This is a genomic window from Actinosynnema mirum DSM 43827, assembly GCF_000023245.1.
GTDB lineage: Bacteria > Actinomycetota > Actinomycetes > Mycobacteriales > Pseudonocardiaceae > Actinosynnema > Actinosynnema mirum.
Genome location: NC_013093.1, coordinates 4,633,295 through 4,659,295 on the forward strand (window position 1 = coordinate 4,633,295; position 26,001 = coordinate 4,659,295).

The following is a 26,001-nucleotide window of genomic DNA, read 5'->3' on the forward strand; positions in this document are numbered from 1 at the left end:
CCCCCCGCGCAATCCCCCGCCGAACCGGACGCGGAGGACCTTAACCAAGCCGGAAAAACATATCCGACCTGGGGAATCCCCATTTCTCGCGAATGCTCCGACCCGCCGCAGGAATGCGGTGATCCGGTTTTCCGCTCATTCCCCCAGGATCCGCACCGACGTGATCGCCGCCAACCCCGACACCGTCAGCACCGCCTCCAGCAGCTCCCCCGCCACCACCTCCACCCGCTCCGCGTGCGCGAACAGCCCGCTCAGCGCCGCGCTGTCCAGGTACCCCACCCCCAGCAGGTCGACCACCACCGGTCCACACCCCAGCGGCGCCCCGCGCACCGCCTCCGCGAGCGCCCCGGTGAACCGCGCGGCGTTGGCCATGTCGATCTCTCCCGCCACGGTGAGCACCACCGCGCCGTCCGCGCGGCTGGTGGTGGCCAGGGTCAGCTCGGGGTTCATGGGGTGATCCTCGTCCGCAGTTCCACGACCGTCCCGCCCGGTCCGGGGCGCACGGCCACCTCGTCCACCAGGGCGCGCATGAGGCCGATGCCGTGCCCGCGCGCCAGGTCGCCGCCCGCGACGGGGGCCCGCCACGCGCCGCTGTCCGCGACGACCAGGCGCAGCCGCTCCACGGTCGCGCTGGCCCGCAGCACCACCTGCCCGCCCGGCCGGTCGCGGTGGCCGTGCTCCACCGCGTTCGCGCACGCCTCCCCCGCCGCCACCAGCACGTTCTGCGCCTGCCCCCGGCCGACGCCGCACGCGGCCAGCCAGTCGCGCAGCAGGCCGCGCACCCGCGTCAGCTCCAGCGCGTCCGCCGGGAACTCCACCACCAGCGGGCCCGGCCGCCGGTACAGCAGGACCGCCACGTCGTCCTCGAACCCGGCCGCGGGCGCCAGCCGGGACATCACGTGCGCCGCCAGGTCCTCCACCGACACGTCGCGGCCCTCCTGCAGCGCCCGACCGGCCAGCTCGATCCCGTCGTCCAACGACTGCCGCCGCCGCTCCACCAGCCCGTCCGTGTACAGCAGCAGCGTGCCGCGCGCGGGCACGTCGCACCACGCCTCGGTGCGCGGCCGGTCCGGCTGGACCGCCAGCGGCAGCGACCGGCCGCCGTCCAGCAGCTCCACGCCGCCGCCCGGTCTGGCCAGCACCCCCGGCGGGTGCCCGGCGCTGGCGTACACCAGGTGCCCGGTGTCCGGCGACAGCACGCCGCAGAACACCGTGGTGCACCGCGCGCCCGGCACGGTCATCGCGAACCGGTCCAGCGCGCTGAGCGTCTGCGCCGGACCGCTGTCCTGCAGCAGCAACGCCCGGCACGCGCTGCGCAGCTGCCCCATCGCGGTCGCCGAGTGCAGCCCGTGGCCCACGCAGTCGCCGACCACGATGCCGGTGCGCCCGCCCGCGAGCGGCACGATGTCGTACCAGTCGCCGCCCACCTCCAGCGGCCGGGTGGCCGGCTCGTAGCGGGCGGCGAACCCGCCGGGCAGCTCCTGCGGGCCCAGGATCGCCCGCTGCAGCGCGAGCGCGGTCTCCCGCTGCACGTCGACGTGGTGCAGCCGGTGCAGCGCCTGCCCGAGGTGCCCGGCCAGCAGCACCAGCAGCGCCTCGTCCTGCGCCGCGAACCGCCTGCTGCCGCCCAGCTCCACGCGGAGCGCCAGCATCCCCGCCGGGTGCTCCAGGGTGATCCCGACCAGCCCCGGACCGTCGGAGTGCGCCACCAGCGGCGGCCGGTCCAGCGCGGCTCGCAGCGCCTCGGCGGTGGCGGGCGCGACCGGGGCGCGGTCCGCGTTCGGGCACCGGCTCCCTGGCTCCTCGCCCTCGGGCAGCCGCTCGGTGGTCAGCAGCTCCTCGCCGCCCGCGCCGACGAGCGCGACGACCCGCTCGGCCCGCCACAGCCCGTCCAGCTCCCCCAGCGCGCCGACCAGCGCGTCCGACACCCCGTCCGCCTCGGACAGCCGCACGCTCAGCGCCGCGACCGCCGCCTCCCGCACCGCCGCGTAGTGCTCGTCGGTGACGTCCCGGAACGTGCCGACCACGACCCGGTCCCCGGTGTCGGGGTCCTCGACCCGGTTGAACGCGGCGGCCACCCACAGCCGGTGCCCGTCGCGGTGCACCACCGGCACGACGGTGTGCGCGCCGCTGCCCGGCCCGACCAGGTCGGTGAACACCTCCTCCACCCGCGCGTGCCCCTCCGGGTCGTCCTCGGCGGTGGGCCACCACGGGTACACCGGCCCGTACGGCAGCCCCTCGGGCCCGTAGCCGAGCACGGTGGTGAACGCGGCGTTGATCTCCACGACCGCGCCGGTCTCGTCGCAGACGAAGAACGCCTCCTGCAGCGAGTCCAGCAGCGCCGCCCGCCACCGGGCGTGGTGGTCGCGCAGCCTGGCCAGCTCCACGTTCGCGCGCACCCGCGCCAGCAGGTCCGCCGCCGCGAACGGCTTCACCAGGTAGTCGTCGGCGCCCGCCGCGAGCCCCTCGATCGACGCCTCCTGCCCGGCGCGGGCCGACAGCAGCACCACCGGAACACCCGCCGTGCGCTGGTCGGCGCGCAGCGCGGCGACCAGGCCCAGGCCGTCCAGGCGCGGCATCATCACGTCGGTGACCACCAGGTCCGGGGTGCGGGCGCGCACCTCCTCCAGCGCGGCCCGCCCGTCCGCGACGGCCCGCACCCGGTACCCGGCCGAGCGCAGCAGCCTGGTCAGGTACTCGCGCATGTCGGCGTTGTCGTCGGCGACCACGACCCGCGCGGGCAGCGCGGACTCGGGGGCGCGCAGCGGCGACTGGGACAGCGGGGCCGCGCCGGGGGCGTCGGCGGGGTCGCGGTCGTCGGGCAGCCAGCGCAGCGCCTCCTGCAGGTACGGCTCCGCCCCCGACGCGCGGGGCCCGCCGACCGCCGCGACGACCGCGTCGGCGGGCAGGTGCGCGGTGCCCAGCGGCAGCCGGATGGTGAACGCCGTGCCACCGCCCGGCGCGCCCGCCGCGCTGATCTCGCCGCCGTGCAGCCCCACCAGCTCCCGCACCAGCGCCAGCCCGATGCCGCTGCCCTCGGCCGATCTGGCCCTGGTGTTCTCGATGCGGTGGAACCGCTCGAACAGCCGGGGCAGCTCGTCCACGGGCACCCCGACGCCGGTGTCGGCGACGGTCACCACCGCGTTGTCGCCCTCGCGGTGCACCTCGACGCGGATGCCCCCGCCGAAGGTGAACTTGAGCGCGTTGGACAGCAGGTTGAGCACGACGTTCTCCCACATGCCTCGGTCCAGGTGCACCGGGACGCCCAGCGGCGGGCAGTCCACGCGGAACTCCAGACCGGCCTTCTCCACGGCCGAGCGGAACGTGCTGGCCAGTTCGGCGGTGACCACCGCCAGGTCGACGGGTTCGTAGCGGGCCCGCATCCGCCCGGCCTCGATGCGGGAGAAGTCCAGCAGCGCGGTGACGAGCCTGCCCAGGCGCAGCGCGTTGCGGTGGACCACGTCCAGCTCGGCCCGCTCGCCCGGTCCGGCGCGCGCCCGCAGCTCCTGCAGCGGGCCGGTGATCAGGGTCAGCGGGGTGCGGAACTCGTGGCTGATGTTGGCGAAGAACGCGGTCTTGGCGCGGTCCAGCTCGGCCAGCTCCTCGGCGCGCCGCTGCTGCGCCCGGTAGGCGAGGGCGGCGTTGACCACGGCCGCGCACTGGCGGGCCACCAGCGACAGGAACGCCCGGTGCGGCTCGTCCAGCTCGCGGCCCGCGCAGGCGGCGAGCACCACCACCCCGACCGGCTCGTCCCCGTCGCCTCGCAGCGGCAGCACGGCCGCCCGCTGGGGCGGGGCCTGCCAGTCGCCCGCGGGCAGCGGCGGGTCGAGCAGGCGCAGGTCCTCCACGACGGCGGGCGCCCCGCTCTCCAGCACCCCGCGCAGCGGCCAGGTCCCCTCGGGCGGCGGCTCCCCCGGTCCGGCGGCGACGTGCCGCAGCCCGCCCCCGGCATCGCGCAGGTGCAGCTCCGCGTACGGCACGTCCCGGCCGGTGAGGGCGTCCACCAGCAGCGCGCACGCCTCGTCCACGTCGCGGGCGTCGCCCGCCCGCGCGCCCAGGTCGTGCAGCACCGCCAGCCTGCGCTCGCCCACGACCCGCTCGGTGGTGTCGCTGACGGCGGTGAACACCCCGCGCACCACGCCGTCGTCGTCGTGCAGCGGGCTGTAGGAGTACGTCCAGTACGTCTCCTCCAGGTACCCGTGCCTGCGCATGGGCAGCAGCAGGTCCTCGGACCAGGTCGCCTCGCCGGTGTCCAGCACCGAGCGGAGCATCGGCCCGATGATGTGCCAGATCTCCGACCACACCCGCTCGCCCGGCTTGCCGAGCGCGGGGTGGTTGACCCCGAGCAGCGGCAGGTAGGCGTCGTTGTAGAGGAACCGCAGCTCGGGGCCCCACCACAGGATCATCGGGAACCGCGAGGTCAGGCAGATCCGCACCGCCGTGCGCAGGCTCGCGGGCCAGTCGTCGACCGGTCCGAGCGGGCCGTCCGCCCACGCGTGGGCGCGCATCAGCCGCGCCATCTCGCCGTCACCGGGGAACGCGAGCCCCGCCTGAGCCATCTCCGCCCGCACCCCCGTCGCGTGCCCGCCGGGCGCGCCCGGCGCGTCGTACCGGGGGCAGGATAGGGCCGCTCGGGCCGATCAGGCCGTCACGACGCGCAGGCGATCTCGGCCCACACCGTTTTGCCGCCCGACCGGTGGGTGACGCCCCACCCCCGGCACAGGTTCGACACGATCAGCATCCCCCGGCCCCGGTAGCCGCCGAGGCGGGAGCGGCCGATGACCGGCAGCGACGGGGACGCGTCGTCCACCTCCACGCGCACCAGCCAGGGCGCGCCCTGCCGGTGCAGCCGCAGCGCGCGCGGCGCCCGGCCGTGGTCGAACGCGTTGCTGACGAGCTCGGTCACCACGAGCATCGTGTCGCCGAGCTGCTCGTCGTTCAGGCCCGCGAGCACCTCGCCCGCCCAGCGCCGCACGCGCGCCAGCGGCGGCGTGCGCTGCGAGAGGTCCAGCGACAGCGGGCGCGCGGCGCCCTCGGAACCGATGTCCAGGACCACCAGGTCCCACCCCCTTCCCGGTCGGCCTCGGGGGCCGGTGCGTCGGAGGTACCCGGTGGTGGGCGCGGGCAACCGGCCGGGTGTCGCACCCCACTGGCTGCACCGGTTCAGCAGCCGTCCGAAGAGGAGGAACCGCCCAGGTCGCAGCGGCTATGGTTTGCGCTGCACGGGTTGCGCCCCTTGCGTGACCGGGGTGCTCCGGAGGACGTTGGAGATCATCCCGCCGTGAGCGGGGACACACGACAGTTGAAGAGGGGAGCTGACACGGTGACGACTGGCGAGGTCCGCGAAGAACTCCTCCCCCTGCGCGTCGACTTCGACCGGGCATGGCGCGGCTACGACAGGGCGCAGGTCCAGGGCTACGTGCGCGAGGCGGAGACCGGGACGCGGCTGCTGGCCGCCGACCGGGACGCCGCCGTGGCGCGCTCGGAGGACCTGGCCCGGCAGCTGGAGGAGGCCCGCGAGCAGGTGCGGGAGCTGCGGGCGAAGGTGGACCGCATCAGCGGTTCGCCGGTGGACGTCGAGGCGCTGGAGGAGCGGCTGCGCAGGCGGGTCGAGCTGGCCCACCGGCAGGCCGAGGAGATCACCGCGCGCGCTCGGGCGGCGGCCGAGCGCACGTGGGCGGACGCGGACCGGGCGGCGGCGAGCCTGCGGGAGCAGTGGGAGCGGCTGGTCGGCGAGCAGCACGACGCGACCAGGATCACCCGCGAGGAGGCCGAGGTCGCGGCGCGCGAGGCGGCGGAGCAGCGGCGGGAGCTGGACGAGCAGTCGGCGCTGCTGCGCGCCCAGGTCGAGTCGGACTTCACCGAGGCGATGCGCGCCCGGCGGGGCGAGGCGCTGGCCGCCCTCGCCCGGCGGGACGCGGAGAGCCAGGCGGAGGCCCAGCGGCTGGTCGCCGAGGCCGCCGAGCACGCCGCGGCCATCGTGGCCGAGGCGGAGCGGCGGGTCGCGGAGCTCAAGGCCGGGCGGCAGCGGGTGGCCGAGCAGCTGCTCGTGGCGCAGCGGATGCTGAGCGACGCGCAGGACGGGCTGGAGCCGCTGCCGGAGGAGCAGGAGCCGCAGGTCCCGCACCTGGTCGCGGTCTGACACCGCGCTCTGACACCGCGCTCTGACACCGGGGTCAGGTGGGGTCGGGCGGCGGCGCGTCGGCCCGCGCGTGGGTCGACGCGGGGTGAGCGCGCGCCCGGTGGTCGCCGACCGCCGGGTGCGGGCGGGAGCGCCTCCAGGGGCGCGGTGAGCGGTGTGGCGGGGGAGCCTGCGCGTGGTGGCCGATCGCGGTGCGAGCGGTTCTGCGGGTAGGCTCCCCTACCCATGTGCGAGGGTTTCCACCTGCGCTCGGGCGCCGGTCGGAACGGCGCGCGCGCCGCGCTGGGGGCCGCTGGTCCGGGTGGCGGCGGGCGGTGCGGCACCGGGGGGACCGCCACGTGGCGACGGGCGCCGCGCGGGACCGGTTGGGCGGTGCGGCGATGACCGAGCGTGGTGGGCGCGAGCCCGAACCGGGGCAGGCCGTCGGCTCGCCGGACGGGCGGGTGCCCAGGCCGCGCTCCCCCGGCGGGAGCGGGCCCGTCCGGGTGCCCGGCGCGCGGGAGGCCGGGCGCGAACCGGTGGGGCAGCGGGGTTTCCGGGCGCTGCTCTCGCGGGGCCAGTGGGACCTGCTGGTCGCCGAGGGCGCGCTGACCCCGCACGAGAGCAGGCAGCGCCTGCTGCTGCAGGGCGACCCCGGCGAGGTGGTGCTGCTGTGCGTGGCGGGCCGGGTGAAGGTGGTCTACTCCGAGCCGGACGGGCGGGAGATCCTGCTCGCCGTGCGCGGGCCCGGTGACGTGCTGGGCGAGTTCGCGGCGCAGGACAAGCGGCCCCGGTCGGCGACCGTGCAGGCCATCGAGCGCGGGGCGACGTCGCGGCTGTCGGCCGAGCGGTTCGACGCGCTGGTGGGGCGGTGCGGGGTCGAGCCCGCGCTGCGGAACTACGTGATGGGCAAGTTCCGGGAGAGCTTCACGCACACCTGGCGGGTCGCGCACCGCACGGCCGCCGACCAGCTGACCGACCTGCTGGTGAAGCTCGTCGGCGCGGCGGGGCCGGAGCACCCGTCGGCGACCACGATCCCGATGTCGCAGGAGGAGCTGGCGGCGGCGCTGGGGCTGGCGCGGTCGGCGGTGACGCCGGTGCTGGCGGAGTGGAAGGCGGCCGGGCTGGTGCGGATCGCGCGGGGCGTGCTCCAGGTGGTGGACCTGGCGGCGCTGATCGCCTCGCGGCCGGGCGAGTCCGGGTGAGCTCCCCCGCTTCCCGGTCCTGACCTGGGGTCTTGGGCTCGCCGTCGGAAATTTTCGCCGTGCGTCCAGTTCTGGACAGAACGCCCGCCCCCGGTGGGTCAGGCTTGGTCGTGTTGGGCCGGAGGGGGAACAACGGGGGGAAGCGGAGCGGGTTTAGCCGTCACCGGGGGGCTGGCGGCGGATCCGGGGGGACCGCGCGGGGCGTCGGGGGGACGCGTGCGCGGCGCCCGCTCCGCACGGCGTCTGGGGGTGTCGTGCCGGGGCGCGGGTGGGACCGCGCCCCGGCACGACTGCCGCGTCAGGCTCCGCCGTTTCCGGTTCCGGTCAGCAGGAGCCGTCCGACTCCTTCAGGCCCGTGTTGGCCCCCGCCGTGCGGGCGACGATGGTCGGCACGCAGCTCGTCTGGTCGAGCCGGTAGCTGTAGGGCACGGTGACCGAGGTGGTGGACTGCGGGTTCGGCCCCGCCGGGTTGGTCTCGTCGTCCGGGGTGGACCAGGTGACGTTGTCGAACGTGTTCCCGCTGACCTGCCAGTAGCCCGCCTCGTCGGTGTAGAAGGTGCCGAGGGCGTCGCGGGAGTTCTTGAAGTAGTTGTTCTCGACCTTGGCCTTCGCGCCCGCGCGCGAGTTGATGCCGGACTCGTTCAGGCTCACGTAGTTGTTGTTGTACATGTGCGCCGTGCCGCCGCGCAGCAGCGGGGTCCGGGAGTCGATGTTCTGGTACAGGTTGTGGTGGTAGGTGATGAAGCTGTTCGAGCGGTCGCTCTCGCTGGAACCGACCAGACCGCCGCGACCGGAATTGCGCAGGGTGCTGTAGGACAGGGTCACATACTGGGTGTTGTCCTTCATGTCGAAAAGCCCGTCGTACCCCGCCGACTCGCCGCCCGAGGCGATCAGGTTGACGTGGTCGACCCACACGTTGCGCACGTCCCGCTCCATGCCGATGGCGTCGCCGCCGTTGGACGTGGGCGATCCGGACTTCTTGACGTTCTGGATCGTCACGTTCCGGATGATGATGTTGCGGGATTCGCGGATGTGGATGCCGATCTGGTCGAACACCGCGCCGGAGCCGACGCCGATGATCGTGACGTTGCTGATCTTCTTGAGCTCGATGACCCCGGCGGCGGTGTCGCAGCTTCCGGAGACCTTGCTGGTGTTGCCGTGGTTGATGGTCCCCTGCACCTCGATGGTGATGGGGGTGCTCGTGCCGGCCCGGCCGCACAGCGCCTGGTGGATCTGGGTGCCCGTGGTGGCCCGGACCGTCGCCCCGCCCTGGCCGCCGGTGGTGCCGCCGTTGGCGGAGGCGTACCCGGTCGCGGCGCCCGCGGCGGAGGCCGACCCGGCGGTGAGGGCGGCGCCCGCGGTGGTCGAGACGAGCAGCGCGGCCACGACCGCGGGGATTCGCCGGACGACTGATCGCTTCATTCCATCTCCTGCGTCGTCGAAGGATGGGACGGTTCAGCGGCGATCGACCGGGGGCGGCGTTGCCCCGGCCTTGGGAAGAATCAGTCGACACGTGTCGGAAAGCGCTTGCCCCGAAGCTAGAGGCGGGTCTTGATCGTGTCAATCCGGGGCGGCGTTCATTCACGAATGCGGACAGCGGGGTACGGGGAACGATTCCTGCGGCTGGTCACGTATCTGAACTCCTCGTTCTGGTACGTGAACTCCGAACGGCGGCGGCGGCGTCGGAAACGGGTTTCCCCGACACGACGGGACCGCGTCGGCTGGGGTGCCGACGCGGTCCCGGTCTCGTGGGGGCTCGGGTCAGGTGGTGGTGCAGGCGGCTCCGTTGAGGGTGAACGCGTTCGGTTTCCCGGAGTCGCCGGTGTGGGTGGCCTGGAGGCCGAGCGTGGTGGACGCGCCGGGCGCCAGGGCGCCGTTGTAGGAGGCGTTCGTGGCGGTCACCGCGCTGCCGGACGAGGTGAACGTGGCGTTCCAGCCGGACGTCACGCGCTGCCCGGACGGCAGGGTGAAGGCGAGGGTCCAGCCGTCCACCGCGCCGCTGCCGGTGTTGGTGATCGTGATGCTCGCGGTGAGGCCGGTGTTCCAGGCGTTCACCGAGTAGCCGACCCGGCAGGCGCCGCTCGGGTTCGGGGGCGTGGTCGTCGTAGTGGTGGTCGTGGTGGTGGTCGTCGTGGTCGTGGTGGGGTTCTGGCCGGGGGTGTCCAGGCCGAAGAACTCGATCACGCGCTGCCCCATCCCCGACGCCATCAGGTTGTGCCCGACGCCCTGCAGCGAGATGGCCTCCACCTTGTCGCCGTAGCGGGTGCGGGTCCAGTTCGGCTGCGGGTAGTCGGTGGAGGTGGGGGTGGTGGACAGGCCGTGGACGTTGGTCCACTGGTCGATCTGCTCGCCGAAGTTCGGGTACCGCAGCGTGTCGTCCTGCGTGCCGTGCCAGGTCTGCACCCTCGGCCTCGGCCCGGTGTAGCCGGGGTACGCCGAGCGGGCGATGTCGCCCCACTGCGCCGGGGTCTTGAGCACGGTGCCGTTCGCGCAGGCGCTGTTCCACAGCGACCCGTCCGTCGTGGCGAAGCACCCGTCCGGGACGCCCGCGAACGGGGCGCCCGCCGCGAACACGTCCGGGTAGTTGGCGAGCATGACGTTGGTCATCATCGCCCCGGACGAGGTGCCGGTGACGAACACCCGCGCCGGGTCGCCGTTGTAGCGCTGCAGGGTGTGGCGCACCATCGACATCAGCCCGACCGGGTCGCTGCCGCCGTCGCGCCGCAGCGCCTGCGGCGAGGACACGTCGAAGCAGTTGCCGCTGCGGGTGGCCGACGGGTAGATCACCACGAAGCCGTGCTGGTCGGCCAGGCGCGCGTACTCGGTGCCGGAGTGGAACGCCGGCCCGGAGCCGGTGCAGTAGTGGACGGCGAGCAGCACGGCGGGTCTGCTCGCCACCCGATCGGGGACGTAGAGGTGCATCCGCAGGCCGCTGGGGTTGGCGCCGAACCCGGTGACCTCGACCAGCGACGCCGCCCTGGCCTGCGGCGCCGCGACGAACGTGAGCAGGGCGACGAGAGCCGCCACGAGCATCCCGACAGTTTTCACCCGCCAACCATGTGCGCGGAACTCGTTGTCCGACAACGGTTTGCGCAGAAGTTGCGCGGGGTCAGCGCAGGCGCAGGCAGTCCCGCAGCCTGCGCGCCACCCGGCCCATCACCGCCTCGGCCCCCGGTTGCGCGGCGGCGGGCACGGTCGAGCCGGTCAGGGCGGCCACCGCGAACGCCTGCCCGTCGTCGTGCTCCACCACGCCCACCTCGTGGCGCAGCGTCAGCAGCGTGCCGGTCTTGGACGACCACCGGGTCGCGTCCGAGGTGAAGTCCGGGGCCAGCCGCTGCCGCAGCACGTTCAGCGACATCAGCTCCCGCACCCGCGCCGCCACCTCCTCCGGGACCCCCGACGGCCGCCACAGCGCCTGGAGCAGGTCGGCGAAGGCCCGCGCCGACCCGGCGTTCGCGCGCGTCACGTCCAGCTGCGCCACCGGGTGCCCCCGGCCGGGCGTGCCCGCGGTCGCCGCCAGCGAGTGCGCCAGGTGCACCTCGGCCGGTTCGAAGCGCTCGACCGGGGTGTCGGTCAGCGGGTCCAGGTCGTGCCGCACGGCCAGCCCGCGCACGCCCAGCTCGCGCAGCAGGGCGTTCACCCGCGGCGGCGGGGTGAGGGCGAACAGCGCGCCGGCGGCCCGGCTGTCGCTGATCGCCACGCCCAGGTACAGCAGGTCGTCCACCGCCACCTCCACCGGGTGGCGGAACCAGGACAGGCCGGGCGAGCCGGGTGGCGCGTCCGGAGCCGGGCGCACCTCGACCCTGGTCGCGCCGTCCAGCTCGCCGCGCCGCACCCGCTCCAGGGTCGCCACGGCCAGCGGCACCTTCACCAGGGACGCCATCGGCCACTCGACGTCCGGTTCGATCGCGATCTCCTGCCCGGTGCGCAGGTCCCGCACCAGGAACGAGCCGTCCAACCCGGCGTCCGCCAGCTCCCGGCGCAGCTCCGCCACCACCCGCTCCGGCCTCACGCGGACGCCCCCAGGCAGCGGGCCAGGTCGCGGCCGAGCGCGCGCACCCGCTCCGCGTCGTCCGCCCTGACCGCCTCGACGGCGTACCCGCGCGCCGGTTCGGCCTCGCCGAGCGGTCGCCAGTGCAGGCCGAGGTCGTCGGCCTGGGCGGGTGAGCAGAGCAGCAGGTCGGCGGAGCCGAGCACGTCGGCGACCGCGCCCACCAGCGAGTCGGCCACCACGACCTGGCCGGGGCGCAGGCCGAGGGCGTCGCGCAGCCGCAGCAGCGGGTCGCGCACGTGCGGCACGTCGTCCTCCGGCTGGAGCAGCACCCGCCGGGCCGCGCCGCCGGAGCGGCCCACGCGCAGGGTGTCCAGGTAGGTGGTGTGCTCGGCGGGCGGCACGGCGGCGGCCACGCCCAGCGGCACCACCCAGTCGCCCCCGCCCGGCGGCACGGCGGTGATCGCGGCCCGGACCTCGCCGGTGCGGGCCAGCGCCGCGCGCTCGGCGGGGCCGGCGCGGCGCAGCTCCAGGGTCAGCCCGTCGGCCTGCGCCCGCGCGGCCAGGTGCGCCAGGTCGCGGGCCGGGCACCAGTCGGGGACGGCCAGCGGCAGCGGTCTGCGCCTGGCCTGCCTGGCCCGCTGCTCCAGCGCCTCGGCCAGGCGGACCAGGTGCTGCGCGGCGGGCAGGACGTCCCGGCCGAACGGGGTGAGCACGGCCCTGCGGGCGCCCCGGTCGAACAACCGCTCCCCCAGGTGCGCCTCCAGCGCGGCGACGCGGCGGCTGGCCACCGGCTGCGGCACGCCCGCCGCCGACGCGCCGAGGGTGAAGCTGCCGCGCTCGGCCACGGACACGAACGCCAGGCAGGCTCCGACCAGGTCCACGACCGCAGCTTATGCGCTTTGCGCATGGAACCGTCGGTTTTCGTCTTGGACCGCATGGTGGGGCCGGGTCGAGACTGGCCGGGGAAGTCACCGATCACGGGGAGGAACTCGCGTGTTGACCACCAGGGCACACCGCGCCGGGATGGCGGCGCTGCTGTTCGCGCTGGTCGCGGGCTGCGGGCAGGCCGCACCGCCCGCGCAGGCGGGCGTCGCGCAGACCGCCACCACGACCGCGACCTCGCGGACCGCGGCGCCGCTCGGCTCGCCCGCGTTCGCCGCGCTGGAGCAGCGGTTCGACGCCCGGCTCGGGGTGTACGCGCTGGACACCGGCAGCGGGCGCGTGGTCGCGCACCGGGCGGACGAGCGGTTCGCCTACGCGTCCACGTTCAAGGCGCTCGCCTTCGGCGCGCTGCTCGCGGAGCGCTCGGTCGCCGACCTGGACGAGCGGATCACGTTCACCGGGGAGGAGCTGGTCACCTACTCCCCCATCACGGAGGGCAAGGTGGACACCGGGATGACGCTGCGCGAGGTGGCCGACGCGGCGGTCCGCCACAGCGACAACACGGCGGGCAACCTGCTGCTGCGCGAGCTGGGCGGCGACGCGGGCCTGGCCGGTGGCCCCGCCGCGTTCGAGCGGGCGCTGCGCGCGATCGGCGACACCACCACCTCGCCCGCGCGGGTGGAGACCGAGCTGAACGAGGCCGTCCCCGGCGACCCCCGTGACACCAGCACGCCGGAGGCGCTGGCCGCGGACCTGCGGCGGTACGCGGTGGACGCCGACGTGCTCGCCGACGACCGGCGCGAGCTGCTGGTGTCGACGATGCGCGCGAACACCACCGGTGACGAGGCGATCCGCGCGGGTGTCCCCCGTGGGTGGGTGGTGGCGGACAAGACCGGGTCGGCCAGGTACGGCGGGCGCAACGACATCGCCGTGCTGTGGCCGCCGGACCGCGCGCCGATCGTGCTGGCGGTGCTGTCCGGCAAGGCGACCGCGGACGCGGAGCACGACGACGCGCTGCTCGCGGAGGCGACGCGCGCGGTGGTCGAGCTGCTGGACTAGCGGGAACCGGGGCACCGGGATGATCACGCTCCCCTAGGCTGGGGCGTGTGACCGGGGTCCCGCTCCCCGCCGTCCAGCAGCCCACCGACGGCCGGGGTCGCGGCGGCGCGGCGTTCGCCTGGCTGTGGGTCGTGGGATCGCTCCTGGCGGGTGCGGCGCCGGCCCTGCCGGCGCTGCTGCCACCGCTCCCCGCCGGCGCGGACGACGTCGCCGCGTGGGTCGGGTCGGCCGGTTTCCGGCTCACCTGGTCCGGTGAGCTGCTGTTCTTCGCGACCGTCACGTGGGGCGCGGGCGCGTTCGGCGTGCGCGGGCCCGGCTCACCGGTGCGCCGCGCGGTCGCGCGACTGATCCGCGACCGATCCGCGCAGGTCAGGCCGGGCTGTCCCGTCGCCCCACCTGGTCGACGTCGTCCACCTGCTCGGCCTCGGCGCAGTCCTCGGCCGCCACCTCCGCCTCGCGGGCCGCGCCGAGCATGTCGAGCAGCACCAGCGCGTCGTGCTCGGGCGAGCCCGGTTCGGCGAAGTACACCACGAGCTTCTGGTCGGGCGCGCCGTCGAGGGACATCATCTGGTAGCCGAGGTGGATCTCCCCGACGTCGGGGTGCCGGAACACCTTGCGCCCGTTCGACACCTTCCGCCGCACGTCGTAGCGCTCCCACAACCGGGCGAACTCCGGGCTCTTGACCAGCAGCTCGCCGAGCAGGCGGGCCAGGTCGGGCGCGTCCGGGTCGGTGCCGGCGAGCGCCCTCAGCCCGGCGACGCACCCGCTGATGAACCGGTCGCGCTCCGGCATGACCTCGCGGGCCATGGGGTGCAGCAGCAGGTAGCGCACGAGGTTGCGCTGCTTGGCGGGCCAGTCGTCGATGCCCGCGAACAGCCGCGTGCCGCCGGGGTTGGCGGCGAGGACGTCGTCGACCCGGCTGACCACGTACGCCGGGTTGGGCCGCAGCGACTCCAGGATCAGCTTCACGCCGGGGCGCACCGAGCGGCTGGGCGCCCTGGCGGGCGTGCCCGCGCTGCGGGCGGCGCGCTCGACCAGCTCGCGCAGGTGGGCGACCTCGTCGGGGACCAGCTTGAGCGCGCGGGCGAGCGCGTCCACCACGGCCGGGCTGGGCCTGCGCTCACGGCCGCGCTCCAGCCGGGTGTAGTAGTCGATGCTGATGCCCGCCAGCGCGGACAGCTCCTCCCGCCGCAGCCCAGGCGTGCGGCGGAGCCCCGGCCCGGCGACCAGCCCGACCTCCTCGGGCCCGATCTGGGCCCGACGCGCCCGCAGGTACCGCCCCAGCTCCGTCCCGCCCTGCCGCTCGTCCACCATGCCTCGGATTGTCCCCCCGTCGGTGCGGGCGCGTGCCACTTCTGGGGGGCCGTGTCACACCCCTGCACCGGTGGACGAGAGGGACGCGCGGGTGTCGCGGTCGAGCGCGCGGCGCCGGTCGAACGGGTGCTGGGGGCAGGGCAGGCAGGATGGCCGCCGTGGTGGCGCGGAACCGGCCCGCCCGGCGCGGCGGCCCGGTCGCGCGGCATCGCGAGCGCGGCGCTGCCGCTCTCCCCGCGCGCGGGCCTGCCCGCCCTGCTGGCGGTCCCACTGGCGGGTGACGGCCTGACGTCCCTGTGGTCCGGGGCGGGCGGCTGGGAGGTTTCACCGCCGCGCGCCGGTGAAACCCGGTCAGAGGGGGTGTGCCACTCCCCCGCACCGTGCGGCCTGCCACGCGCGGGCGCACGGTGACACCGTGGCGGCAACGGCGGGGTGTTCGCGTGGGACGTCCCACGTGGACGGCCGGGAGGCATCCCGGCGGGCGCCCCGCGACGCGCCACCGGGTTCGGGCAGTCCGCCCGCGCCCGCACAGACGTGAACGACCGGTACTGGAGAGACGTGCTCACCGTCAACGCATACGCAGCCCCGTCCGCGACCGAGCCGCTGGTCCCGACCACGTTCGAGCGCCGCGACGTGGGTCCGCGGGACGTGCTCATCGACATCAAGTACTGCGGCATCTGCCACTCCGACATCCACACCGTGCGCGGCGAGTGGGGCGGGATCGAGTACCCGCTGGCGCCCGGCCACGAGATCGCGGGCATCGTCACCGAGGTCGGCTCCGAGGTGACCAGGCACGCCGTCGGTGACCGGGTCGGCGTCGGCTGCATGGTCAACTCCTGCCGCGAGTGCGTGAACTGCCTCAAGGGCGAGGAGCAGTACTGCGTCCAGGGCAACATCGGGACGTACAACGCCACCGACCGCGACGGCACCACCACCCAGGGCGGGTACACCAGCGCCGTGGTCGTGGACGAGGACTTCGTGCTGCGCATCCCGGAGGGCGTGGACCTGGCCGCCGCCGCGCCGCTGCTGTGCGCGGGCATCACCACCTACTCGCCGCTGCGCCACTGGGGCGTCGGCGAGGGCAAGAAGGTCGCCGTGGTCGGCCTCGGCGGGCTCGGCCACATGGGCGTGAAGCTGGCGCACGCGATGGGCGCGGAGGTCACCGTGCTGTCGCAGTCGCTCAAGAAGCAGGAGGACGGGCTGCGCCTGGGCGCGGACCACTACTACGCGACCTCCGACCCGGAGACCTTCAAGGAGCTGGCGGGCCGGTTCGACCTGGTCCTGAACACGGTCAGCGCGAAGATCGACGTCAACGCCTACCTGAAGCTGCTGGCCGTGGGCGGCGCGCTGGTGAACGTGGGCGCGCCGCCGGAGCCGCTGGAGGTCAACGTCTTCACGCTGCTGAACAACCGCAGCAGCTTCGCGGGCTCGATGATCGGCGGCATCGCGGAGACGCAGGAGATGCTGGACTTCTGCGCCGAGCGCGGCATCGGCGCGGAGGTCGAGGTGATCCCGGCCAGCAAGATCAACGAGGCGTACGAGCGGGTCATGAACTCCGACGTGCGCTACCGGTTCGTGATCGACAACTCCACGCTGGCGGGCTGACCGGACCCCCTGCTCCCCCACCGGCCGCACGGGCCCGACGCCCGTGCGGCCGGTGGCGTTCGTGGGTACTCCTGAGGAGACGAGGCGGGCTCGTGGGGACGAGGGGGTGCCGGGTGGAGCGGCGGATCGCGCTGATCGTAGGGGTGGCCGTGCTGGTCGTGGTGGGGGTGGTGGCGGCGCGGCTGGGGTTGTCGCTGGCCTGGCGGTCGGCGGCGGCCGAGCGTCCGGGGCTGCCGGTGCTGCTGACCGCGCTCGCGGTCGTGCTGGCCGGGGTGGGGGTGCTCGTCGCGCTGTCGCAGCGGGCGAAGCGGCGGAGGGAGCGGCGGTGAGCGGGGCGCCTCGCGGCTGAAGCGGGCGGGCTGAATCAAATCGGGCGCGCGTGGCAACGTTGCGCATTACCTTCGGGACATGCCAACGTTCGTCGTCGACGACGTCGTGCCCGCCGCGGAACCGCTGCCCACCACCGCGCTCGGCAGCCCGTTCCCGGACGCGCTCGCACTCGGTGGCCACGCCTTCGACCGGCCGAACCCGCTGCTGGAGCTGCCCGCAAGCACGAGCGCGGCAGGTCGTGCCGATCGGCATCACCACGGACTCGACGGGGCCGGGCGGGCGTTCGCGCTGCGCGCCGGGCTGGTCGCGGTCGCCCAGGACCAAGGCGGCGCGCTGCGGCCGGTCTCCGGCTGGCGCCTGGAGGCGGACGGCGCGGTCGACCACGACGACTCGCGCGCGGCGCTGTCGCGGGTCCTGGACGGCGGCGGCGCGATCCCGGCAGGCAGACCGCTGCCGTGACGGGACGCACAGCTCGCGGGGCCGGGCGCGGGAGTCACCCCGCGCGGTCGCCCGGCGGCGCGGAGGCGTTGGGGCGGCGGCACTCCGGCCGCCCGCGGACGCTCCGCGCCGTGACGCGGACCACTGGCTCGATCAAGCACACCTCCGCGCCCACCCCGGTGCGCCTTGCGCCACAACGGGAAGCGCTCAGCGGCGGCGGCGCATCGCGAGCACCGCCCCGACACCGACCGCGAGCAGGGCCGCGCCGGAGACGGCGTGGTTGAGCAGCGCGCGGGCCGGGTCGATCTTCTCGTGGTAGCCCAGCACCAGCGGGCACACCGCGACCCACGCGCCCAGCAGCGCCAGCACGTGGCCGAACCAGGGGGTGTCGGCCGGGGCCATCATGCCCCCCAGCGCGACGACCAGCACGACCGCGCCGACCAGCATCGCGTTGTTCCACCCGCCGAGACGGGTGGAGGTGACGCCGAAGCCGAGCAGGAACGGCGAGGTGATCAGCCACAGACCGAGGCCGAACGCGGCCACGGCGAACTTGGCCCCCAGCGGGGCCGACGCGTGCTCGGGCGTCGGCACGGCTGCGGGCAGGGGGATGGACCCGATGGGCTCCACGAACAGCTCCTTGCGAGGTGGGGACCTGGCGGCCTGGGGGAGGGGGAGAGCGCGAAGGCCCGCCAGAGTCCACTGTGTACCAGCAGGACCGCCCCGGACGGGGCCGAATGACGCAGTCGTCAGCGAACCGCAAGACGGCGGCCCCGCTGGGCCGCCCGGAGCAGCGCCGGGGGCTTGGCGGAGGGGTGGCGCATGGGCCGCCCCGGTGGTGGGGGCCCCGCGGGCTGTGCACGCTGGCGTGGACGGCACGGCGCGGGGAGGGACGTGATGGCCCGGCGAAACGAGGCGCTGCTGCGCTGGTTCCGCCAGACCGGGTGGACGCAGCGGGAACTGGCGCGCGCGGTGACCCGGCTCGGCCAGGCGCGGGGCTACAACGTGGCCCCGGACAGCTCGCGGGTGCGGCGGTGGCTGGAGGGCGAGCGGCCGAGGCAGCCGGTGCCCGAGCTGCTCGCCGCGCTGTTCAGCGAGCGGCTGGGCAGGCCCGTCGGCCCGGAGGACCTCGGCCTCGGGTCGGGCGCACCGCCCGGCGGCGAGCTGGGGTGGGACCAGCGGGGGCTGGTCACCGCGCTGCAGGACTTCACCAGGAGCGATCTGATGATCAAACGCAGGGACGTCCTCGGCACCACCGCGGCGCTGGCCACGGGCGCGGTGCTGGAGAACCGGTTGCGCGGGTGGCTCGACCCGGTGCGGGCGGACGCCGCGCCCGCCGCGTCGGCGGGGCGGATCGGGACGGCGGAGATCGCCGAGATCGAGGCGGCGACCCGGACGTTCTGGACGTGGGACGCGAAGGTCGGCGGCGGGCTGTACCGGGAGGCCGTCGTGGGGCAGCTCAAGGCCATGACGGACCTGCTGGAGCACGCCTACCCGGAGCAGATCGGCAGGCGGCTGTTCCGGTCCACGGCGGACCTGGCGCGGCTGGCCGGGTGGATGTCGCACGACGTGGGCCTGCAGGGCACGGCGCAGCGGTACTTCACGTTCGCGCTGCACTGCGCGAAGCGGGCAGGCGACCAGCGGCTCGGGGTCGAGGTGCTGTCGCGGATGGCCAGGCAGATGGTGCACGTGGGCAAGCCGCGCGAGGCGCTGTCGCTGGTGGCGCTGGCCAGGCGCGGGGCGGGCGCGCGGATCGCCGAGGCGGAGCAGGCGATGCTGGGCACCTGCGAGGCGTGGGCGTGGGCCGCGCTCGGCGACGCGGGCCGGGTGGACCGGGCGGTCGGGACGGCGCAGGAGCGCTTCTCGCGGGCCGTGGCCGGGGACGCGCCGTCGTGGCTGGGGTACTTCGACCAGGCCGGGCTTTCCGGGATGGCCGGGTTGTCCTACCGCACCCTCGCCGAGGGCGATCCCGGTCTTGCCGGGCGGGCGGAGCCGCACATCGACGCGGCGCTGCGGCTGCGCAACCGGGACGCCTACGCGCGGTCGAACCTGTTCGACCTGATCTCGCTGCTGGGGGTGCGGATCGTGCAGGGCGAGCACGCGGAGGCGGAGCGGATGGTGCGGCGGGTGCTGCCGGTCACCGGCCGGATCAGCTCGACGCGGACGGTGGACCGGATCAGGCCGCTGGCGCGCCGGGCCCGCGCGGACGCGGCGCGCTCGACGGACGCGGCCCGGCTGGCCGAGTCGCTGGACGGGCTGCTGGCGGTGTGAGACCCGGCGGGCGGCGCCCGGTCCCGCGCCGCCCGCCGGGGTCAGCGGCGGGCCCACCGGCTCGCCCTGGCGCGGGCAGGCCGGGTCGCGGCGACCCGGTCCCTGGCGCGGGCAGGCCGGGTCGCGGCGACCCGGTCCCTGGCGTCCAGCCACACCGCCCGGCCGCACTCGGCGACGCCGCACGCGTCGGTGAACCGCTCCACGAACTCCCTGCTGGGCAGGCGGTTCCCGGCCAGCACCTCGGAGATCGTGGTCTTGGAGAACGGCACGCCGTCGTGGCGCGGCCCCGCGCGCCCGGCGAGCTTGCGCAGCGACACCTCCCCGGCCTCGGCGCGCAGGCGCCGCAGGTGCGCGGCGAACTCCCGGACGGTGGACGCGGCGCTCGGGTCGAGGCGACCGGCGTTCTCCCGCTGTGGCACGGCGCTCCCCGGAGCAGACGTGGGCGAAGTCCTGCGGAACGCCAGCAGCATAGGGTCGGGCGCGGGCTCCGCGGCCGCAGTGCTGCGGCCCCGGACCCCGGCGCCGGATTTCCCCCGGACCTGGGATCACCAGTGCGGCGCACTGGTTTCACCAGTGGTCGGAGCCGGGCTTCCCGGTCGCGGGGACGGCCTCGAGGCGGGTCAGGCGCCGCTCGACCCGGTCGGCGATCGCGAGCAGCCGCAGCACGCGCGCCGGGTGCGCGAGGGCGTTGGGCGAGCCGGGGCCGTGCCGCCGGAGCACCTCGGCCAGCCGGTCGGGCACGCTCACGCGGCGGCCGGTCGGCCCGGTGGTCCGGTCGGCGTGGGTGAGGGTGTCGGCCACGGGGCCGTCCTCGCGCGGGTAGCGGGCCAGCTCGTCCTCCAGCCCGAGGACCCCGGCGACCAGGCTCGCGCCGGAGTGGTGCGCGACCAGCCCGACCAGCCGCCGGGGCCAGCCGTCGCGCTCCAGGGACCGCGCGCCGTCGAGCGGGTGGAAACCGCTGTCGCGCAGCGGTTCCGCGTACCCGACGTCGTGCGGCCAGGCCGCGCGGACCAGCAGCTCCCGGTCGTTCTCCGGCACGGTCGCCGCCAGCTCGGACGCGCGCCCCCCGGTCCCCGCCCGGCAACCGCCCGCGCCCGACCGACATCGATGATCACCGTCCCCGTGTCGGCCCGCGGGGCGCCGACACGGTTGCCCGCGGTTCGCCGCAGGGCGAACTCCCGGTCAACAAGCGGTTCCGGCGACCGGCTCACCGGGCCAGCCCGACCAGCTCGTCCACCGAGCCCTTCCACGCCGGCACCACCGCTCCCGGCGCGGGCACGAGCAGCACCCCCGCTCCCCCGCCGACGTCCAGGGCGGTCTCGGCGACCGCGCCGTCCCAGGACTGCGTCAGCAGCGCCACCACGCCGTCCCGCTCGCACACCCGCAGGTAGGTCGCGCCGGTGGTGGCGTCCGGCCCCCGGCGCAGGCAGTCCACGACCGGCAGCGGGCGCAGTCCGCCGCTCGGGTCCACGGCGGCCCGCTCCCGCACCCGCGGCCCGTCCTCGACCTCGGCGAGCGGCGTCGCCCCGACCTCCGGGCGCACCCACCGGCCCGGGCCCACCCGGAGCAGCACGCGCCCGTCCGCGCCGCCCAGCACCACGTCACCCCCGTCGCCGACGCCCTCGACGCGCACCCGCGCCACGCCCCCGTCCGGCGAGCCGAACAGCTGGATGACGGGTCCGCGGCCGTCGCCCGCGACGACCGGGGCCTCGTGCCGCCAGCGCACCGCGCCGCCGTCCTCGGCCAGCGCGACCACCCCGGCGGTGTCCGCGCAGGTCAGCGGCGCGAGCACCACCCCGTCGCCGACGACCACGCGCGCGTGGTCGGACCGGCAGCCCGCACCGGGCGAGAAGCGCCAGCGCTCCTGGCCCGTGGTCAGGTCGTAGGCGGTCAGCCCGTGGTCCTCGCGGATCGCGAGCACCCGCCGACCGGGGCGGACCTGGTCGGTCTCGACCAGGGCGGAGCGGACCACCCGGTCGAACCGCGCCGCGCCGGTGACGGCGTCCAGCACGACGACGAGCTGGGCGCGGGTGTCGCGCAGCGAGCGGAAGGTGATCACCGCGGTGCGCTGGTCCGGCGAGACGAGCAGCGCGCCGACGGCCGCGCCGGGCCGGGCGTAGCGCCAGCGCTGGTCGCCGGTGGTCCCGTCGAGGCCGGTGACCGCGCCGTCCGAGGTGGCGACCACGACCCCGTGCCCGGCGGCGGCGACGTCCACGACGGGCGCGGTCGGCCGCCACCGCCAGCGCCGCTGCCCCGGCCGCTCGGCGACGGCGGCGGGCTCACCCCCGGCGACGGCCGTGCCCGCCGAGGTCGCGAGGGCGTCGACGGCGGGTGGGGCCACCAGCGCGGCCCCGACCACGACCACCGCGCCGACCGCCCCGAGCGCCGAGGGCCGCCAGGAGCGCGCCCACCACACCCCCGCCTCGACGGCCAGCGCGCCCACGGCGAGCACCGGCCACCCCGGACCGGGCAGCCCGCTCCGCACGTCCGCCACCAGCCCGGCCCCGGCGAGCCCCAGCCCGAGCAGGGCCACCACCAGCGCCGCCACCCGGACCAGGCGACCGCTCCCGAACGCCAGCAGCGCCCCGAGCACGACCGCCGCCGAACCCCCGGCGAGGTCGAGCCCGGAGCTCCCGGCCGCACCCCCCGGCAGGAACGGCGCGACGACCGCGCACACCCCACCCGTCACCACCACGCAGCGCCCCACGCCACTGCGACGGCGCGGCGGGCCGGGGCGTTCCCCGAACGGCCCACACGGCCCACCACGACCGGGGGCTGAGCGGCGGGCGAACGCGGGACGACGGCCGCGCCGAGGACGACGACGCGGCCCGCGCCCGGCTCGGGGCCCGGTCAGGTCGCCCCCGGCTCCCGGCCCCGCCGGGTCGCGCCCCCGCCCAGCCCTGCCAGGCCGCACCCCCGCTCAGCCCCGCCAAGTCGCACCCCCGCCCAGCCCTGCCAGGCCGCACCCCAGCGCGGCGCCCCGCAGCGGCGCGCCCCCGCCCGTCGTGCCGCCCCTCCCCCGCGGCGATACGTTGCGATCAGGGAGGTGCGCCATGGCCGAGCGGACCGGTGTCGTGGTCGTCGGAGGTGGGCCCGGCGGGGTCCTGCTGGCCTACCTGCTGGCCCGCGCGGGCGTGCGGGTGGTGCTCCTGGAGGGCCGCAAGGACTTCGACCGCCGGTTCCGGGGCGACAGCATCGCGCCCCCGGTGCTCGACTACCTGCACCGCTTCGGGCTCGCCGAGGAGCTGCTGTCCACCATCCCGCACGGGCGGGCCACGACGTTCGAGTGGTGGACCCCCGAGAAGCGCTACACCATCGCCGACTACCGGGGCAGCAGCCCGCGCTTCCCCTACTACGCGCTGATCCCGCAGGCCCGCTTCCTGCCGTTCCTGGTCGGGAAGGCCCAGCGGCACAGCGGTTTCCGGGTCGAGATGGGCGCCCGCTTCACCGCCCTGCTGCACGACGGCGCGGGCCGCGTCGACGGCGTCCGCTACCGGCAGGACGGGCAGGAGCGCGAGCTGCGGGCCGACCTGGTGGTGGGCGCGGACGGCCGGAACTCCAAGGTGCTGCTGGAGTCCGACCTCACCCCGACCGAGCTGGCCTCGAACATCGACATCTGCTGGTTCGCCGTGCCCCGGCTCCCGGACGACCCGAGCGGCGCCGGGCAGCTGGCCCTGATCACCGAGCCGGGCGCGGTGGTCGGGCTGCTCGGGCAGGGCGACACCTGGCAGATCGGCTTCACCCTGCCCGCCGGTCGGTTCGGCGAGGTCAGGGCGGCGGGCGTGGAACCGCTGGTGGACCTGGTGCGGCGGCGGACGCCGTGGCTCGGCGAGCGGGTGGCGGAGCTGCGCGACCCGAACCAGCTCACCCTGCTGCCGATCCGGATCACCGAGGTGGACCGGTGGTCCAGACCGGGTCTGCTGCTGATCGGGGACGCCGCGCACGTCATCTCCCCGGTGGGCGGCAACGGGATCAACTTCGCCATGATCGACGCGGCCGAGGCGGCGAACCTCCTGGCGGGGCCGCTGCGCGGGGGTGACGCAGAGGCGATCGACGGGGCCGCGAGCGAGCTCCAGCGGGTCCGAGGGCCGCAGGTCGCGGGTGAGCAGCGGATGCAGGTGCGGGTCGAGCGCGGGGTGGCCCGCAGGCTCGCCGAGCGCGGCCCCGGAGCCCCGCTGCCGATCCGCGTCCAGGGCAGCGTTCCCGGACTGGCCCGCTTCAGCGCCCGCAGGTCCCTGCGCGCGCTGAACGTCCCACCGCCGTCACCCGACGTCCTCGGCGCCGATCCGTCCACAGTGGACTAGGCGGACAGCCAGGCCCGGTCGAACCTGGCCCACGCGTCGGTGTCCGGCCGCGCCGCCGCGACCCCGCGCACCGCCGCCGTCGTGCCCACGACCACGTCCGCGTGCCCCCACACCAGCACCGCGCCCCGCTCGTGCCGCACCCGCTGCACCCGCCGGTACAGCTCCCCGCGCGTCGCCGAGTCCACGGTGGACCGCGCCTGCTCCAGCGCGAGGTCGTGCTCCACGTCCTGCCACCCGGTCGCGGCCCGCTCCTCGGCGGCCTCCAGGTGACCGGGGATCGTCGTCGGCTCGGCCCAGTAGCTCCACAGGCCGTCGCCCGCCGCGCGGTCGGCCGCGTAGGTCGCCTCGGGCCGCACGTCCACGGCCACCCGCACGCCGCCCTCGCGCAGCTGCGCCGCGTACAGCTCGGCCGCCTCCAGCACCCCCGGCAGCGCGGTGGTGCGCAGGGTGACCGCCAGCCCCTCCGCGCCCGCGCCGCGCAGCAGCTCCCGCGCCGCGCCCACGTCCCGCAGGCGTTGCGGCAGGTCGTCCGCGTAGTGCTGGACCCCCTTGCCGAACAGGTCGTTGCCCACCTCGCCCCGCCCGCCGAGCACCCGCCCGACCAGCGCGGTCCGGTCGGCCAGCAGGCGAAACGCCGCCCGCACGGCCGGAGCGTCGAACGGGGCCCGGTCGGCGCGCATCACGAAGCCGTGCGCGGTGCCGCCCCGCGCGGTCAGCGCGCGCAGCGACGACCCTGCCGCGTCCACGAACGCCGGGCCCACCCCGTGCGCGTACTCGGCCGTGCCCTCCCGCAGCGCCCGCACGCGCGCGGCCTCGTCGCCCGCCGTGAGCACCTGCAGCTCGGACAGGTGCGGGGCGCCGTCCCAGTGGTCGGCGAACGGGCGCGCCACCAGCGCCCGCCCCGGTTCGAACGCGGCCAGCGCGAACGGCCCGGTGCCCACGGCCTTCGCCGGGTCGGCGTAGTCGGCCGGGACGATCGCCGCGCCTGCCGCGGCCAGCAGCGCGGGCAGCTCGGCGGTGGGGGCGGTCAGCGCCAGCTCCACCGTGGTGGCGTCGGCGGCCCGGCTGTTCGCCAGGTCCAGCGCCGCGAGCGCGGAGCGCGCCACCCGCCCCTGCGCGTTCGCGTCGGTGACGCGGGCCAGGGTGGCGAGCACGTCGTCCGGGGTGAGCACCCGCCCGTCGTGGAACGAGGCCTCGCGCAGGGTGAAGCGCCAGACCGTCGCGTCGGCGTTGGACTCCCAGCGCTTGGCGAGCCTGGGCACGGGGCGCAGCTCGTCGTCCAGCTCGACCAGCTTGTCGAACAGCGCCTTGTGCCGCGCCCGGTCCAGCGCCGATCCGGGGACGTGCGGGTCCAGGGTCTCGCCCGCGCCGGCGCCGGGGAACAGGGCGCGCAGCTGCCCGCCCCCGACGGCCTGGCCGTCGGGCGCGACCTCCTCGGCCGACGCCGTGCACCCGGCGAGGGCGGCGCCACCCGCGAGCGCCAGGAAACCACGACGGGTCATGGTGGTGCGCAACGGAAGAACCTCCGGGCGGAACGTCGGTGGCCGGTTCCCGGCGTGATCGACAGTACTGGTCCGCCCAGCCCTGCCCGCGTCGGCGGGTGGGAACCCCGCGGGGCCCCTCCCCGGACCACCTTCGCGCCGCGCGCGGGCACGGGGCAAGCGGTTTCCGGGCAACGGGAAAGCGCCGGTCACGGCGCTCGGAGCAGCCCGGTGCGCCCTTCGGCGCAGGCGCGCGGCGGAGCCGGTCGGCGGGAGCGGTCAGCGGGGCCCGGTCGACCGGAATCCGGTCAGACGCTGCGGATGACCGAGACCACGACCCCGAGGATGGCCGCCCCGTCCCCGTCGATGTCCGCGTAGGCCTTGTTCCTCGGCTCCAGCACCACGTGCCCGCCCCGCCGCCGGTAGACCTTCACCGTCGCCTCGTCGTCGATCATCGCCGCGACGATCTGCCCGGAGTGCGCCTCGTGCTGCTGCCGCACCACCACGATGTCCCCGTCGCAGATGGCCGCGTCGACCATCGAGTCGCCGCGCACCCGCAGCGCGAACACCGTGCCCCGGCCGGTCAGGTCGCGGGAGAGGGTGAGGACGTCGTCCACGTGCTCCTCGGCCGCGATGGGCGCGCCCGCCGCGATGTGCCCGACCACCGGCACGGCCACCGCGTCGCCGGACTCGGCGCGTCGCTCGGGGCGCAGGAACAGCCGCACGTCAACCGGCCGGGACACCGACGCGCCGCGGCGCAGGAACCCGTGCTCCTCCAGCGCGGCCAGGTGCCGGGAGACCGACGAGGTGGAGCGCAGGCCGACCGCGTCGCCGATCTCGCGGGCGCCGGGCGCGTAGCCGTGCCGCCGGACCGAGTCCTGGATGACCTCCAGGATGCGCCGCTGCCGCTCGGGGAGCGCCGAGGTGTCGAGGTGGTCGAGGTCGTCGGAGTCGTCGCGCGCGGTCACCCGTCGGATCTTAGGGGCCGCACCCGCCGCGA

At 76.0% G+C, this 26,001-nt stretch carries 22 protein-coding genes; 8 read left to right on the forward strand and 14 right to left on the reverse strand.

Annotation, left to right across the window (positions count from 1 at the left end; translation table 11 throughout):
• Positions 1–135: 135 nt before the first annotated feature.
• The 3 genes from AMIR_RS19690 to AMIR_RS19700 form a co-directional block, all read right to left on the reverse strand.
• The gene (locus tag AMIR_RS19690; RefSeq protein ID WP_015802707.1) at positions 136–450 is read right to left on the reverse strand and encodes an STAS domain-containing protein; all 315 of its coding nucleotides are present in this window, start codon (positions 448–450) and stop codon (positions 136–138) included.
• Positions 447–4,559 carry a SpoIIE family protein phosphatase gene (locus tag AMIR_RS19695; RefSeq protein WP_015802708.1) on the reverse strand — a complete coding sequence of 1,371 codons (4,113 nt, stop codon included), beginning with the start codon at positions 4,557–4,559 and terminating at the stop codon, positions 447–449. Before AMIR_RS19695 ends, AMIR_RS19690 begins: the two co-directional genes overlap by 4 nt.
• Positions 4,560–4,648: 89 nt before the next feature.
• Complete coding sequence (locus AMIR_RS19700; RefSeq protein WP_015802709.1) at positions 4,649–5,056, reverse strand: ATP-binding protein; 408 nt, start codon at positions 5,054–5,056, stop codon at positions 4,649–4,651.
• Positions 5,057–5,323: 267 nt separating this feature from the next.
• Here AMIR_RS19700 and AMIR_RS19705 point away from each other — a divergent pair, with 267 nt between their 5' ends.
• Entirely contained in the window at positions 5,324–6,142 is an 819-nt protein-coding gene (locus tag AMIR_RS19705) for a coiled-coil domain-containing protein (RefSeq protein ID WP_015802710.1), read from the forward strand.
• A gap of 380 nt (positions 6,143–6,522) precedes the next feature.
• Positions 6,523–7,326: a Crp/Fnr family transcriptional regulator gene (locus AMIR_RS19710; RefSeq protein ID WP_084799233.1), complete on the forward strand. Its 804-nt coding sequence runs from the start codon at positions 6,523–6,525 to the stop codon at positions 7,324–7,326.
• 324 nt (positions 7,327–7,650) lie between these two features.
• Here the strand turns inward: AMIR_RS19710 and AMIR_RS19715 are convergent, their stop codons facing one another.
• The 4 genes from AMIR_RS19715 to AMIR_RS19730 all read right to left on the reverse strand — a co-directional run bounded on the left by AMIR_RS19715 (position 7,651) and on the right by AMIR_RS19730 (position 12,201).
• A complete protein-coding gene (locus AMIR_RS19715) occupies positions 7,651–8,748 on the reverse strand; it encodes a pectate lyase family protein (RefSeq protein ID WP_015802712.1) in 1,098 nt (365 codons plus the stop codon).
• A 339-nt stretch (positions 8,749–9,087) separates the two neighbouring features.
• Entirely contained in the window at positions 9,088–10,359 is a 1,272-nt protein-coding gene (locus AMIR_RS19720; RefSeq protein WP_015802713.1) for an extracellular catalytic domain type 1 short-chain-length polyhydroxyalkanoate depolymerase, read from the reverse strand.
• Positions 10,360–10,435: 76 nt separating this feature from the next.
• Positions 10,436–11,338: a serine hydrolase gene (locus tag AMIR_RS19725; protein WP_041836883.1), complete on the reverse strand. Its 903-nt coding sequence runs from the start codon at positions 11,336–11,338 to the stop codon at positions 10,436–10,438.
• Complete coding sequence (locus AMIR_RS19730) at positions 11,335–12,201, reverse strand: LysR family transcriptional regulator (protein ID WP_015802715.1); 867 nt, start codon at positions 12,199–12,201, stop codon at positions 11,335–11,337. The genes AMIR_RS19725 and AMIR_RS19730 overlap by 4 nt, the downstream gene beginning before the upstream one ends.
• A gap of 112 nt (positions 12,202–12,313) precedes the next feature.
• Here AMIR_RS19730 and bla point away from each other — a divergent pair, with 112 nt between their 5' ends.
• Positions 12,314–13,261 carry a class A beta-lactamase gene (gene bla, locus AMIR_RS19735; protein WP_015802716.1) on the forward strand — a complete coding sequence of 316 codons (948 nt, stop codon included), beginning with the start codon at positions 12,314–12,316 and terminating at the stop codon, positions 13,259–13,261.
• 369 nt (positions 13,262–13,630) lie between these two features.
• Here the strand turns inward: bla and AMIR_RS19740 are convergent, their stop codons facing one another.
• Entirely contained in the window at positions 13,631–14,575 is a 945-nt protein-coding gene (locus AMIR_RS19740) for a helix-turn-helix transcriptional regulator (RefSeq protein WP_015802717.1), read from the reverse strand.
• Between the two features lie 558 nt (positions 14,576–15,133).
• On the opposite strand from AMIR_RS19740, the gene AMIR_RS19745 reads away from it, so the two are divergent.
• The 3 genes from AMIR_RS19745 (at position 15,134) to AMIR_RS19755 (ending at position 16,969) form a co-directional block, all read left to right on the forward strand.
• On the forward strand, positions 15,134–16,180 hold the full coding sequence (locus AMIR_RS19745) for an NAD(P)-dependent alcohol dehydrogenase (protein ID WP_015802718.1): 1,047 nt from the start codon (positions 15,134–15,136) through the stop codon (positions 16,178–16,180).
• A 92-nt stretch (positions 16,181–16,272) separates the two neighbouring features.
• Positions 16,273–16,509 (forward strand): hypothetical protein, encoded by a 237-nt coding sequence (locus tag AMIR_RS19750; RefSeq protein WP_143760802.1) that lies wholly within the window; start codon positions 16,273–16,275, stop codon positions 16,507–16,509.
• Between the two features lie 79 nt (positions 16,510–16,588).
• Positions 16,589–16,969 (forward strand): hypothetical protein, encoded by a 381-nt coding sequence (locus tag AMIR_RS19755; RefSeq protein WP_015802719.1) that lies wholly within the window; start codon positions 16,589–16,591, stop codon positions 16,967–16,969.
• A gap of 186 nt (positions 16,970–17,155) precedes the next feature.
• Here the strand turns inward: AMIR_RS19755 and AMIR_RS19760 are convergent, their stop codons facing one another.
• Positions 17,156–17,575 carry an SPW repeat domain-containing protein gene (locus AMIR_RS19760; protein ID WP_015802720.1) on the reverse strand — a complete coding sequence of 140 codons (420 nt, stop codon included), beginning with the start codon at positions 17,573–17,575 and terminating at the stop codon, positions 17,156–17,158.
• A 267-nt stretch (positions 17,576–17,842) separates the two neighbouring features.
• Between AMIR_RS19760 and AMIR_RS19765 the strand changes: the two genes are divergently transcribed.
• Complete coding sequence (locus AMIR_RS19765) at positions 17,843–19,216, forward strand: NsdA family TPR-like regulatory protein (RefSeq protein ID WP_015802721.1); 1,374 nt, start codon at positions 17,843–17,845, stop codon at positions 19,214–19,216.
• A 41-nt stretch (positions 19,217–19,257) separates the two neighbouring features.
• Here AMIR_RS19765 and AMIR_RS19770 read toward each other — a convergent pair whose 3' ends face one another.
• The 3 genes from AMIR_RS19770 to AMIR_RS19780 form a co-directional block, all read right to left on the reverse strand.
• Positions 19,258–19,635 (reverse strand): helix-turn-helix domain-containing protein, encoded by a 378-nt coding sequence (locus AMIR_RS19770; RefSeq protein WP_041836885.1) that lies wholly within the window; start codon positions 19,633–19,635, stop codon positions 19,258–19,260.
• 148 nt (positions 19,636–19,783) lie between these two features.
• Positions 19,784–20,254: a hypothetical protein gene (locus tag AMIR_RS19775; RefSeq protein ID WP_049796896.1), complete on the reverse strand. Its 471-nt coding sequence runs from the start codon at positions 20,252–20,254 to the stop codon at positions 19,784–19,786.
• Positions 20,255–20,423: 169 nt separating this feature from the next.
• Positions 20,424–21,911, reverse strand: coding sequence for an outer membrane protein assembly factor BamB family protein (locus AMIR_RS19780; protein ID WP_015802723.1), 1,488 nt, complete (start codon positions 21,909–21,911; stop codon positions 20,424–20,426).
• A 358-nt stretch (positions 21,912–22,269) separates the two neighbouring features.
• Here AMIR_RS19780 and AMIR_RS19785 point away from each other — a divergent pair, with 358 nt between their 5' ends.
• Complete coding sequence (locus AMIR_RS19785; RefSeq protein WP_015802724.1) at positions 22,270–23,520, forward strand: FAD-dependent monooxygenase; 1,251 nt, start codon at positions 22,270–22,272, stop codon at positions 23,518–23,520.
• Here AMIR_RS19785 and AMIR_RS19790 read toward each other — a convergent pair.
• On the reverse strand, positions 23,517–25,034 hold the full coding sequence (locus AMIR_RS19790) for an ABC transporter substrate-binding protein (protein ID WP_015802725.1): 1,518 nt from the start codon (positions 25,032–25,034) through the stop codon (positions 23,517–23,519). The genes AMIR_RS19785 and AMIR_RS19790 overlap by 4 nt on opposite strands.
• A 275-nt stretch (positions 25,035–25,309) precedes the next feature.
• Positions 25,310–25,969 (reverse strand): transcriptional repressor LexA, encoded by a 660-nt coding sequence (lexA, locus tag AMIR_RS19795; protein WP_015802726.1) that lies wholly within the window; start codon positions 25,967–25,969, stop codon positions 25,310–25,312.
• Positions 25,970–26,001 lie beyond the last annotated feature (32 nt).